The 12,778-nt window shown below is 60.1% G+C and carries 9 protein-coding genes; 2 read left to right on the top strand and 7 right to left on the bottom strand.

Annotated features, from left to right (window positions below; translation table 11 throughout):
- Positions 1-77: 77 nt before the first annotated feature.
- Positions 78-977 (top strand): homocysteine S-methyltransferase family protein, encoded by a 900-nt coding sequence (locus JJD74_RS08175; protein ID WP_200612785.1) that lies wholly within the window; start codon positions 78-80, stop codon positions 975-977.
- 93 nt (positions 978-1,070) lie between these two features.
- Here the strand turns inward: JJD74_RS08175 and JJD74_RS08170 are convergent, their stop codons facing one another.
- The 3 genes from JJD74_RS08170 to JJD74_RS08160 are packed head-to-tail and all read right to left on the bottom strand — an operon-like array spanning position 1,071 to position 2,835.
- Positions 1,071-1,742: a GNAT family N-acetyltransferase gene (locus JJD74_RS08170; protein ID WP_200612782.1), complete on the bottom strand. Its 672-nt coding sequence runs from the start codon at positions 1,740-1,742 to the stop codon at positions 1,071-1,073.
- Positions 1,743-1,802: 60 nt separating this feature from the next.
- Positions 1,803-2,201 carry a GNAT family N-acetyltransferase gene (locus JJD74_RS08165; protein WP_200612778.1) on the bottom strand — a complete coding sequence of 133 codons (399 nt, stop codon included), beginning with the start codon at positions 2,199-2,201 and terminating at the stop codon, positions 1,803-1,805.
- Between the two features lie 10 nt (positions 2,202-2,211).
- Complete coding sequence (locus JJD74_RS08160; protein WP_047304249.1) at positions 2,212-2,835, bottom strand: FMN-binding negative transcriptional regulator; 624 nt, start codon at positions 2,833-2,835, stop codon at positions 2,212-2,214.
- Positions 2,836-2,926: 91 nt separating this feature from the next.
- Between JJD74_RS08160 and pdxR the strand changes: the two genes are divergently transcribed.
- A complete protein-coding gene (gene pdxR / locus JJD74_RS08155; protein WP_200612775.1) occupies positions 2,927-4,480 on the top strand; it encodes a MocR-like pyridoxine biosynthesis transcription factor PdxR in 1,554 nt (517 codons plus the stop codon).
- Here pdxR and JJD74_RS08150 read toward each other — a convergent pair.
- From JJD74_RS08150 to JJD74_RS08135, 4 genes are all read right to left on the bottom strand, one after another.
- A complete protein-coding gene (locus JJD74_RS08150; protein ID WP_200612772.1) occupies positions 4,437-9,050 on the bottom strand; it encodes a dermonecrotic toxin domain-containing protein in 4,614 nt (1,537 codons plus the stop codon). The two genes, pdxR and JJD74_RS08150, sit on opposite strands and share 44 nt — an antisense overlap.
- A 146-nt stretch (positions 9,051-9,196) precedes the next feature.
- The gene (locus JJD74_RS08145; RefSeq protein ID WP_200612769.1) at positions 9,197-10,228 is read right to left on the bottom strand and encodes a histone deacetylase family protein; all 1,032 of its coding nucleotides are present in this window, start codon (positions 10,226-10,228) and stop codon (positions 9,197-9,199) included.
- Between the two features lie 168 nt (positions 10,229-10,396).
- On the bottom strand, positions 10,397-11,392 hold the full coding sequence (locus JJD74_RS08140) for an AraC family transcriptional regulator (protein WP_047304241.1): 996 nt from the start codon (positions 11,390-11,392) through the stop codon (positions 10,397-10,399).
- Between the two features lie 248 nt (positions 11,393-11,640).
- Positions 11,641-12,645 carry an asparaginase gene (locus tag JJD74_RS08135; RefSeq protein ID WP_200612766.1) on the bottom strand — a complete coding sequence of 335 codons (1,005 nt, stop codon included), beginning with the start codon at positions 12,643-12,645 and terminating at the stop codon, positions 11,641-11,643.
- Positions 12,646-12,778: the final 133 nt, after the last annotated feature.

The following is a 12,778-nucleotide window of genomic DNA, read 5'->3' as shown; positions in this document are numbered from 1 at the left end:
CGAATGGTGCGTATTAAATAGTTATAAGAACGACTCTGATAGTGAGTTATTTTCATAAGCATATGAGTGAAAAGCATATGGGCGCAGCGAGCACGGTTATTCTTGATGGCGGCATGGGCCGTGAGTTGCAACGAGCCGGGGCGCCATTTCGGCAGCCAGAATGGTCGGCACTGGCGCTGAGCGAAGCACCGCAAGCGGTCGAGGCTGTACACGCTGCCTATATCGCCAGTGGTGCCGACGTGATCACTAGCAACAGCTATGCAGTGGTGCCGTTTCATATCGGCGAAACGCGTTTCGCCGCTGAAGGTCAGGCTTTGGCAGCGTTGGCCGGCGAACTGGCGCGGCGTGCGGTGCAGGCATCGGGTAAAAACGTACGGGTAGCCGGCTCCTTGCCTCCGTTGTTCGGCTCTTATCGTCCTGATCTGTTCGACGCGTCTCGAGTAACGGAATTGCTGAATCCGTTGGTCAACGGACTGGCACCGCACGTCGACCTGTGGCTGGCGGAAACACAGAGTTCGATTATCGAGGCACGGGCCATCCACGCCGGACTCCCGCAGGACGGCAAGCCGTTCTGGCTGTCGTTTACCTTGAAGGATGAAGACACTGACGACGTACCGCGTTTGCGTTCTGGCGAGCCGGTCGCCGAGGCGGCTGCGGTGGCAGCGGAGTTGGGCGTTGAAACGTTGCTATTCAATTGCAGCCAGCCGGAAGTGATTGGCGCGGCGATTGATGCGGCGCGCGCTACCTTCGAGCGTCTGGGGGTGAAGATTCACATCGGCGCCTATGCCAATGCGTTTCCGCCGCAGCCCAAGGAGGCAACGGCCAATGACGGACTGGATCCGCTGCGCGACGATCTCGATCCGCCAGGTTATTTGCATTGGGCGAGAGATTGGCAGCAACGCGGCGCCAGTCACTTGGGCGGTTGCTGCGGTATCGGGCCAGAACACATTGCAGTGCTGGCGCAGAAACTGGTTTAAGTAAGCAGATCAAAAGATCGCAGCCTGCGGCAGCGCCTACATTTTGTCCCGTGTAGGAGCTGCCGAAGGCTGCGATCTTTTGCTTTTGCGGTTTTAACCACGGCACTCGACCAACCCTTTCACCTGACCGTCAGGCGTCTGGTTTTCATCGGACAGCCACTGCTCAAACCCCGCCGCAATCGCCGGCCATTCCCCATCCAGAATCGAGTACCACGCGGTATCGCGGTTCTGGCCCTTGACCACCATGTGCTGGCGGAAAACGCCTTCGAAGCTGAAGCCCAGGCGTTCAGCGGCGTATTTGGAGCGGGCGTTACCGTTGTTGCACTTCCATTCCAGGCGACGGTAGCCCAGGTCAAAGGAGTGTTTGGCCAACAGGTAAACCGCCTCGGTGCTTTTTGGCGAGCGCTGCATTGGTGCGCCGAAAGTCACGTGGCCGATTTCGATACGGCCGTGGGCCGGGACAATCGACATCAGGCTGAGCATGCCTTGCACCTGGCCGCTGGCGCGGTCGATGATGCTGAAGAAATACGGATCGCTGCTGGCCGCGTGATTGTTCAGCCAGTCATTGAACACGTGGCGCTCGGGAAACGGGCCGTAGGGCAGGAAGTCCCAGAGTTTCGGGTCGGCGCCGGGACCTTCGAGGGCGTTGAACAGCTCGTCACCGTGGCGCGCCGGGTCGAGCCTTTCCAGGCGGATGAAGCGGCCTTCGAGCAGCGTGGTCGTGGGGGCGGGCACGCCTTTCCAATCGGCAGGTGAGGTGATCATGAGCGCGTCTCCTTAAAGGGCTTTGCGAAACTGGATGAAGCCAGGGCGCTCGGCGATGCGCTAGTAGAGCTGGATCGCCGTGGCGTTGGATTCGTGGGTCAGCCAATGGACTTTGCAGCAGCCGCCGGCTTTGGCCGTTGCATAGACGTGCTCGATCAACTGGCGACCGACGCCGGTGCCGCGGGTTTCAGGCGCCACCAGCAAGTCTTGCAGGTAACAGGAGTTTTCGATGCTCCAGTTCGAGCGATGGTAGATGTAATGCACCATGCCCAGCGCTTTACCGTCAGCCCAGGCGAGGGCGGCGTGCGTCGGTTCGCTCGGGTCGAGGAAGCGCTGCCAGGTACTGGTCGTCACCGCCTCCGGCAGTTCGGTGTTGTAGAAGCGCAGGTACGCCTGCCACAGCGCCAGCCAGGCGGCGTGGTCGTCGGCGCTGACCTGACGGATCTCGATCTGGCTCATGGTGATTTCCTTAACGCATCAATTGGGCGAGGGTTTGATCATTGATTTCGGAGCTGGCGGCCAGCCCTTCGCGCACGCCGGCGATATCTTCGGCGCTGCGGTTCTGACTGAGCTTGCGCTTGCCTTCCAGGCGGTCGATGGGAATGGCGAAACCGACGATGGCTTTGAGCATGCTGTCGATGTAATCGGCGGGTGCGTCGGCGACCGACCAAGGCTGTGCGCGGCCGGCTTCATGGCGGTCGGTGAGGGTGCTGACGATGTCGAGCAGCCGCCCGCCGTCGCTGAAGGTCTCGGCGTGGCCGTAGGCGTGTACGGCGATGTAGTTCCAGGTCGGCACGACTTTGCCGTGCTCGGCCTTGCTCGGATAAAACCCTGGGCTGACGTAGGCATCCGGTCCGGCAAAAATCAGCATCGCTTCGGCGCCGTCGCGCAGGTCCTTCCACTGCGGATTGGCCCTGGCCAGATGCCCGTAGAGCGTGCCGTATTCACCTTGTTCGCAATGCAGCAGCACCGGCACATGGCTGGCTTGCAGACCGTTTTCGCCGTGGGTGACCAGAATGGCGAGGCGAGTGGCGAGGACCAGTTCGTGGAGTTGGGACAGCTCATCGATGGCAAAGGCGCGCGGCGTGTACATAAGAGATTTTCCTTGGCGAATACATACATCCTAGGCAGGCTATTGGTCTGATGTAAGAGCCATTGATGGCCAATTTCATAGGTCCATTACCATGCCTGATTTGTCCACGTTGTCCATGCCGTTCAACCCGGCGGGCATCGAGCTTGATCGCCGTCAGGGCTTGAGCCGTCAGCTCTATCAGGCGTTGCGACTGCGTGTGCTCGACGGGCGGCTAGCCAGTGGCACGCGCCTGCCAGCCAGCCGTGATCTGGCCGCCGCGCTGGCGATTTCCCGCAACAGTGTGGTTCGGGCCTACGATCAACTCTATGCCGAAGGCTTCATTGAAGGGCGGGTGGGGGATGGCACTTACGTGGCCCAACTGCCCCGTGACCCGCTCAAGGCGAAAAAACTATCCACAAAAGTATCCACAGGGTTTTCAACAGGCTTACCCACAGCCTTATCCACAAATTCCGCAAATTCCACTGTGCTTTCATCCAGTAAAGTTATCCACAGCGGGGTTTTACAGCGGTTGGAAAACAACCATTTACCCCATCCCCCCAGTGGCCCGCCGCGCGCATTTCGGGTTGGTGTACCGGCATTCGATCTGTTTCCGTTTGACGTCTGGGCCAAGCTCAACGGGGCTTTCTGGCGCAAACCGGATCTTCAGCAGATGTGTTACGGCGACCCGGCCGGCGATGCGCGTCTGCGCAGCCTGATTGCGGCCTATCTGCGCAGTTCGCGAGGAATGCAGTGCTCGGCTGAGCAAATTGTGATCACCAGTGGCGCACAGCAGGCCATTAGTCTTTGTGCACAGCTGCTAGTGGAGCCGGGCGATGGCGTTGCGATCGAAAATCCGGGGTATCGTGCGGCCGGTCATGCATTCGCCTTGGCGGGAGGCATTCTGCGCGGGATTGGCGTGGACGAAGAGGGCATGGATTGCTCGGCACTGTCGGGTGCCAGTGATTGTCGCGTGGCCTACGTGACGCCCTCGCATCAATACCCGACAGGCGTGGTGATGAGCCTGGCGCGGCGTCTTGAACTGCTCGCCTGGGCCGAACGCACGCAAGGCTGGATCGTTGAGGATGACTACGACGGCGAGTACCGTTACACCGGCGCGCCATTGGCTCCTTTGGCGGCACTCGATCAACAGGGCCGCGTGCTGTATGTCGGCACGTTCGGCAAGGTCGCATTCCCGGCGTTGCGCCTCGGTTATCTGGTGCTGCCACCGGCACTGGTGCCAGCGTTTTCGCAACGCCGGGCGGTGGATGTCCGGCATTCCGAGGTGAGCACGCAAGCGGTGATGGCCGAGTTCATGGCGGCCGGGCATTTCCAGCGGCATATCCGCCGGATGCGCCGCGCCGCGCTGAACCGGCGCAATACGTTGCTCGATGGTTGGCCAACGGCAATCCTCGGCGTCGGTGACCTGCCGGCGGTGTCGGCCGGGCTGCACCTGACCGTGAAGGTGGAGAGCATCGACCGTGAGCGGCAACTGATCGAGCAAGCTGCGCGCGTGGATGTCGAAATCAGCGGCTTGAGCCATTACTGGCTGCCGGACTCTACGACTCCCCAGGACCAGCGCGCCGGACTGGTCCTGGGGTTCGCCGCCGTGCCGGAAGCCGCGATCAAAGCTGCGTTGGCCCGGTTGCAGCAGGCTTGGCGGGCGTGAAAAACAAGGTCTCGGCTAATTGGGTGGAAATCTCGCTGCGGTGAATATCGATGACTTGCTGATTGTTCAAACCACGCAATTCATAGGTCCCCCCTAGATGCCGCTGCGCGTTGGTTTTCAGGTGTCCGGCGAGGAATGGCGTTAACGGCGCGCTGACACTGCTGTAGTGAAAGTGCGCGTAACACACCACCTTGCTGGTTTTGATATCGCGTACTTCGTACTCGTCCAGAAAGTCATTAGGACGACTTTTTAGTTCGCGTCGCGTTAGGATTTTGGCGATGGTCACTTCACCGTGATTTTTCAGCCACTCGACGCCGGCTCCCGTCGGCATCTGCTGTTTGATCATTCTGGCCCGGGTACTGGTGCCTTTTTCATCAAGCGCCTTTGCTGCCTTCTCCAGCGCGTGACCTAGTTCTTGCGTCGGGTTGTCGAGATCCGCCGTGGCATTGCGCGCCGTCAATGCCTCATCGATGTCTGCGTTGGCTTTGCGCAGAAGCGCTGCATGTCGGTGGTATTCCTCCTCGACCTCCACCGGGAGCCGCGGACCCCGCTTGATCCGAGCGTCGGTAACCCGGTGAAACTCCGCAAGGCCATCGAGCAGTGCCTGGCCGGCGCGGATACTTTTATTGAGATTGGGCCTGGGCGGCGGCTTGGGGAGTTGCGTCGTCGGCGTAGCCGTAATGTGTTCGACCCAAACGCCGGGTGACTCTTCCTGAAAGGTGGCGATGACCCCTGCCATGTTCGAGCGCAATTCGACCAGGTCGCTTGGCCCGTCTTCAGTCGCAGTTTTCGGTACACCGACGAGAGTGCCTCTGCTACGGGTCTTGATGATTTTCCGGGTGTTCATGCCTGCAGGCCTGGACGGACCGGCTTGAGGTTCGACCAGACGCCGGTCACGCAGCAAGCCTGCCAGCTGCGTGACCGCTATGTCGCTGAACTCCTTGACCCTTTCACGTACCCGCGCAAGCCGTGGAAGGTTGAGCTGGTCCGCAAACTCGGCGGCGATATCGCCAAAACCCTGATCCACCGCGGCAAATTGCCGGGTCAGGTGATTCAGGGTGTCGATCCGCTCACCGAGGTTGTGCAGACTTTCATCGGTACTCAGATTCAGCGAGCTCTGAACGTTCAGTGCTGCGCTTTCGATGAGTTGTTCCATTGTCGCCTGCGCCTGTGCCCTGACCGCTGTTGTGCCCGGCTTGACGCAAATCTCCTGGCCAAGACAGATTTGCAGCAGCTTGAAATCATTCAGATCGTAGTCCGGCAGAGTTTTCCGATATTTGATCAGTATTTCCACAGCGCCTTCGCCGAGGCGTTCAAGTTCTGCGAACCGGGCATGGGAAGCGTCGATTTTTTCCATGATCCCCTGAGTCTGATCGCTCATTTCTTCGCAGGTCTGAATGAACCGCTGCGACGAAGATTGCCTACGGTCCTCAATTGCCATCGTCGTAGCGCGGATATTGGCCTGAAAATCCGTGCCGTTCTCCATGAGCCATTCCTGGCCGAGGAACAGTTGCATCTCCAGCCGCTCGGTTATCACCGCGCGGAAATTGGGAACCTCCTGCAGCGAATTCAACATTTTGATTTGATTGATATTTTCCCCGTATTCCTGGAGCTGTGAATCCAGCAGATCGAGGTATTTTTTGCGTGCAGTCTTGGCCGTTTCCGGCAGGGCGGCGTCCATGGCGGTGCGGGCTTCTGTGAGCTCAGTCAGCTTGGACGGCATCGTCAAGTCGAAAGCGCTGATAGCACTTCGGTGCTGAGATATGCGCTGCATGTTCTGACGCTGGACCTGTCTGCGCCGACTGCTCAGGCTGCCGCCGCTCAGGCGCAATCGCAGATCGACGACCCATTGGCCGGCCGCGCTGCGTACCAGAAATGGTCCGGTACCGGGAGGCTGTCGGCTCGAGTCGATGATCTGCACGTGCTCCTCTTCATTGATCTGCACCTGGAACCAGCGCTTGTCGACCGGCGCGTACCATTTCCCGCCATGTTGGTAGAGGTGCTGATACGGGCCCTCACTCGCCGCAGTCCCAAGCGTTTCGGGTTTGCTGATGTTGAGACGGTCCAGCAGTGCGGCGAGGCTGTGGTTCGATTGCTCTAGAGCGGCGATGGTGTTGATCGACGTCCCATGATTGGCGACCAGTTCACTGCCCGCGATGTCCGGCGCGCGTACAGGGTTGATGAGCTCAGGTACGGGTTGAGGTGTCTGCGACTCCCACGCATCAACTGCACTGATGGCCTTGTGGGCGGGCTTGTGACCGACCGCTGCGCGATGGGCGAGGACCATGCCCAGTGCGAGGAGAATATCGGCAAGTGCCGACCAGGCGACTTTGCCGGATTGCTGATTGGCAGCGTCGCTGACCTCCTGCAAGTCGTCCATGATCTGCCAGATCCAGGCCGCTATCGAGACACCGCGCCCCAGAAAGGGCAGCGCCGCGTTAAAGAGTACCCAGCCACCGCGTTTGAGCGTGGCCCAGCGTGCTTGCGCGTTGGATACCGATTGGCGGTCAGCTTGAGTGATGACCGCTTGCACATTAGTCTTGTGCAGCGTTGCCAGAACATCGCCTTCGATGACGTCGGTGCCCAGCGTGACGGGCCTGGACATATCAATGAGGGTCAGCGGGTGAACCACTATCTCTGGAATGACCCACACCGAGGGAAACCTTGCCGCAAACACATACTGGCTGAAGTTGAATCGCACGCTATCGGGTAACCACGCCAATACCGATTCGCGCAGATCCTGAGAATGCTTGATTGCGTACAGCAAATTGGTAGGACCGGGGTATTGAATCAGCGCCTTTGCGAACAGCGGTCGATAAAGCAGGCAGGGCCCTTTGTCCGGCTCGCGCGGGCCGATGACGAACATGTTGTCCACGGTGTCCGCGCGGGAGGTGCTGCGGTGGGTCACGAATGCCAGAGGGCGGATGACGATGTCCTGCCCGTCGACCTGACGATCTGCAGCGACGCTGCTCAGTGCCGCGACCACGTATCGGTAACCCAGCTCAGTGATGCCTGCTTCGCCACGGATCTTGTGTTGCAGGGCCAGCAACGGCAATTCAAGGGGTAACTGTTGGCTATAGAGATCCTGCAAAGCAGCCGCCTGAGTGGCGTCGTCGACCAGTTTTTTCTTCAGGTAAGCGGGGTAAGTGCTGCCGATGTCGACGGTCTTCACCAGCTCTTCGACAAAGGTCACGGTCATCCATTGCGGTAATGCGCTGCCGTCTTTGTAGGCCACCCTTTTATTGCCCAGGGGCAGGCCCGCGAGGTTTTGCAGCGCGAGTTCGAGAAGCGTCAGCGTTTTGGTCTGAAATTCGCCCGGCACTATGAACGTGCCCCAGATCACCAGACTGACGATGGTCATCTCGATGTCGTCGAGCTTGATATCGGTCGCCATCGGGTGGTCTTTTAGAATCTGTGCAGTCAGTGCCTCGCGTGTGAATGTCTGCAGATCCTTCACTTCGCTCTGAAACGATTTGCCCTGGTTCGCATGCTGCACCACCGTCAGATCCAGCAAGTGTCGGCCGTAGAGGGTCTGATCGGCAGGCGAGGCAGCTTCCAGCCACCCCGGCAGCATTGGCCTCAGTCGCTCGATGTGCGGTTTCAGGCGCGGTATCGGTTGTTGATGGTTGCCAGCGGTTCCGGCGTGAGGATAGAGCCTGTTGAGAATCGGACCTTCGAAGAAATTGATCTGGCCCAGCGCATCGGCTTCAAGCGCAATGACAGTGCAGGCCTGGTGGTTGAAGAAGTCGCCCTCAGGCTCGACAAGTCGCCAGCTCAGACCTTTGGCGCTGGCCCCTTCGCGAAACCGGTGTGGCAGGGCATTGCCGATTTCGTCCACCGAAGCGAAGCGTCGAAAGCCTTGCACCACCGAGTGAGTGAGCACCAGCGTGCGCTGCCCGAGCGTACCGATCAGCACGGCAGTATTGAGCAACGTCGCGTGTTTGCGGGCATCCCCTTCACCGTGATCCAGGTCAATCAGACAGGCGCGGGTCTTGTACTTGTCGTTGGCTCTTTTTCGTTTGTCCGGGTTGTTGAAAACGGCGAGGGCCATGGCTTGCTCATCGGCATCCCAGCCAAGGCTTGCGTCGACATTCCACAGTCTGCGCAAGCCATCGGACAGTTGGTACCAGCGCGGGTGATTCGCAGCGGTGTTTTCGCTCCAGTAATCGATGTGTTGCTCTTTGTAGGCAACGAACAGCAGTGGCGCCAGATCGTTGATCAGCCGGGCGATGGCACTGATTTTCACCGGTAGCTGGATTGCCGGGCTGACAGTGGGCTGCAAGGTCAGGAAGTGTTCGTCGTCGAGGTACGTCACCGTGGTGCCGGACAGGCCAAGCCGCACCAGCGCGTCGGTAAGGGATTCGAACTGGTCGGCGCCCGGGGTTGCATGCTCGTCAGTGATGACCCATGTCGGCGTCGCGACCATGGCCCGTTGTGGGTCGATCTCCAAGTTCGGATACAGCGTTTTGAGGGCCTGGCGCAGTGTTGTCGTGGCGACTTCCCGCAACGAGGGGCCGGTCACCAGTTGGGTCAACACATCAACCGCGCTGGGTATGGATATTTCGGGCATGGGGCAATTCCTGCTCTGACTGTTGGGCACACCGGGGAAGTGGCCGAGCAGGGCAAGGTAAAGTTCGCGTCGCGACGGTGTGCGGTACATAGATCTTGCGGGCAAAAAAAGACCCGCACGAGCGGGTCCAGGTGTTTAGCCGTTGCTCAGTGAGCGCTTTCAAAGCCCTCAAGCACGTTCACTGCGTTGATGCCGATTTCTTCCACCGCGTAGCCACCTTCCATCACGAACAGCGTTGGTTTGCCGAGCGCGGCAATACGCTTGCCCATCGCCAGGTAATCCGGGCTGTCGAGCTTGAATTGCGAGATCGGATCGTCTTTGAACGTATCGACACCCAGCGACACGACGATGATCTCGGCGCCATAACGGTCGATCTCGTTGCAGGCTTGGTCCAGCGCCGCACTCCAGGTGTCCCAGCCGGAACCGGCGGGCAGTGGATAGTTGGAATTGAAGCCTTCGCCGGCGCCTTCACCGAGCTCGTCTTCGTAGCCGAGGAAGAACGGAAACTCCGCTTCCGGATGGCCATGGATCGAGGTGAACAACACGTCGCTGCGTTCGTAGAAAATCGATTGGGTGCCGTTGCCGTGGTGGTAGTCGACGTCGAGGATCGCGACCTTCTTGTGGCCTTGATCAAGAAACGCCTGCGCCGCAATGGCCGCGTTGTTGAGGTAGCAATAACCGCCCATCAAATCGCCGGCAGCGTGATGTCCGGGTGGGCGACACAACGCGAAGGCACTGTGTGCGCCGTGCTGGATCGCCGCTTGCGCGGTCAGTGCAACTTGCGCCGCGCTGTACGCGGCTTGCCAGGTGCCGGCAGTGATCGGTGCGCCGCCGTCGAAGCTGTAGTAACCGAGTTGGCCGTGCAGGCTGGTCGGTTTGATCGCACGCAAGGTACGCGCCGGCCAGGTGTAGGGCAGCAAGTCGCCGTCGGTGTTGAATGCTGTCCAGCGCGCCCACGCGCCTTTAAAGAACTCGAGATAGTCGCGGCTGTGAATGCGGGCGATCGGTTCGAGGCCGAAGTCCTTCGGTGCCTCGACCGGACCCAGATGCTGGTGCTGCACGCGTTGCAGCACATGGTCGGCGCGCGAAGGCATCTCGAAGCAAGGCTTGAGCTGGCCATCGATCAATTCGCAGCGGCCATGGTGCAGGTGGTGATCATCCGAGTAGATCGTCAGCATTTGTTGTTCTCCGCAGGGGCTGATTCGGTTTGCGTCCAGTGTTGCGGCGCACAGCGATTCGGAAAACGGCAGAAGAGGCCAAAAGGGGATCGATCTGGCCAGAACCTCTGACCGCTATTCGCCCCTTGCTTGAGTAGGCCTGCCCAAGCCTGCTCCCACAAAGGAATATCAATGCGGTCGGAACTGGCTCGGCGCGACCCCACTCCAGCGCACAAACGCATGGCGAAAGCTCGCGGTCTCGCTGAAGCCCAGGGTTTCGGCGATGCGGTAGATCGGAAGTTGATCCTCACACAGCATCTGCTTGGCTCGCTCGAAGCGCAGTTCATCGAGCAGTTCCTGATAACTGCTGCCCATGTCCTTCAGATGTCTGCGCAAAGTGCGCGGCGAGCATTTCATTTGCTGGGCCAGACCTTCCAGTCCCGGTGCGGCGTTCAGCTGGGCACTGAGCAATTGGCGGATACGGCCCAGCCAGGCCTGACGTCCGGTGAATTCGAGGTTCTGCTTGCGACAGCGTTCAGCCATGGCTTGGTGGGTGACGGCGTCCGCCAGCGGCAGCGGCTGGTCCAGCCAGTGACGGTCGAAGGCGAACGCGTTGTCTTTGGCGGCGAAGTGCAGCGCTGCATTGAAGTGCTCGGCATAGCTTTCGCGGTAATCCGGTGCCTCATGTTCAAAACGGACGGCGAGCAAGGGCAGCGGACCACCGAGTAAATCGTCGCAAATGACTTTGAGCGAAACCAGACAGAATTCGGCATTGAATACTGCCATCGCCGGGCTCTCGCGGTAATCGGCGGCGACAAACCAGACGCGTTCGCCGTCGTCCTCAAGACTCAGCTCGAAAAGTGTTCCCAACAGCGCCGGATAGCGGATGGCCAGGCGCAAAGCGTCACCGAAGGTGGCACAGGTCAGCAGTGCGTAGCCGAGAATTCCATAGCTGGAAACGTGCATGCGTCGGCCCAGTTCCAGACCGATATCGTGCTTGAGCGCGACCGCGTTGGCGCACACCTGCATCTCCTGATTGGTGGTGATGCGCGTGTCGGCCCGGGCCAGATCCGCCGCACTGATGCCGCTGCCGGCCAGCAATGCTTCGCTCGACAAGCCTTGATCCCTGAAGGTGTTGAGCACCAGAGAGACCGCGTTGAGGGTGGTGAGGTGGGAGTGGAGCATGAGATTTTCCAGCCTTGGGATGGCTGGAACGCAGCAAGTTGTATGCCGCAGCAGCCCCTCACCCCAGCCCTCTCCCTGAGGGAGTGGGGGCCGACCGGGGGATATTGGCGAGATACGCCGACCTGAAAAAGCTCTGCCGAATCCAAAATCGAAACTTTTTTTCAGGTCAGCGTATAGCGCAGGACACTAAGGTCCGTCCCCTCTCCCTCTGGGAGAGGGTTAGGGTGAGGGCAAATCGGCAGCCTTGCTCAGACCAGCTCACCACACAAATCCAGCTCCATCAGCCGCCGCACTTCAGCCGTTTCAAGACCCGCCCCCAGCAAACCATGCAACTTGCCGAACGCCGCTTCACGGGTCATACCGCCACCGGACAGCACGCCAACCCCGCGCAAGCGGCTGCCAGCCTCGTACACGTCCAGTTCAACGCCGCCCTCGTGGCATTGCGTCACCGCGACCACCACCACGCCGTTGTCCCGCGCACGGCTTAAGCTGGCAAGGAACTCTGGATTGTCGCTCGGTCCGGTGCCGCTGCCGTAGCACTCCAGCACCAGCCCCTGAATGCCGCTGTCGAGCAACCCGTCGAGGATCGCGGCGCCGATTCCGGGGAACAACGGCAGTACCGCAATGTTCGCCAGTAGCTTGGGCTGGTTGTAATTCAACGCTGGCGGCACAGAAGTAGCTTTCACGCCGCCGCCCTGACGCTCCAGGCGCTTGAACGGATGACGACCGAAGCTGCGCACTTTCGCGCAGCGGGTCGGCGCCAGCAGTTCACCGTGGAAGTACAGATGCACACCCGGCGCCAAACCCTGACCGAGGGCGACCAGTGCGCCGCTGAGGTTTTCCCAGGCATCGCTATCGGTGACACCGGCCGGCAACATGGAGCCGGTGAAGCACACACGGGCATGCAGGCCGAGCAACTGGAAACTCATGGCCGCGGCGCTGTACGCCAGTGTGTCGGTGCCGTGCAGGATCAGCACGCTGTCGCAGTTCTGTACATCAACTGCATCGACCACAGCCTCACGCAGTTGCTGCCAATAGGCCGGGGTCATGTTGGCGCTGTCGATCAGCGGCGACATTTCACGAAAGCGCCATTGCGGCACGATCAGTTCTGGCTGGCTGTGCAGATAGTCGCGCATCCGCGCTTCGAAACCTGATGCCGGGGCCAGGCCATTGGCACTGGCCTGCATGCCGATGGTGCCACCGGTGTAGAGCACCATGACGTTTTGCGCGGCGGGATAGGTCGACGAATTCATGAGGATTCTCCGAAAGGATGAGGTCCTGTGGGAGCGAGCCTGCTCGCGAAAGCGGTGTGTCAGTCAATGCATGCATCAACTGCCAGATTGCATTCGCGAGCAGGCTCGCTCTCACAGTTTTCCGAACTGTAAC

It is taken from the genome of Pseudomonas sp. MF6776, from assembly GCF_016613125.1.
In the GTDB taxonomy this organism is placed as follows: Bacteria; Pseudomonadota; Gammaproteobacteria; order Pseudomonadales; family Pseudomonadaceae; genus Aquipseudomonas; species Aquipseudomonas iridis.
This window is presented reverse-complemented; position numbering and strand designations above follow the sequence as displayed.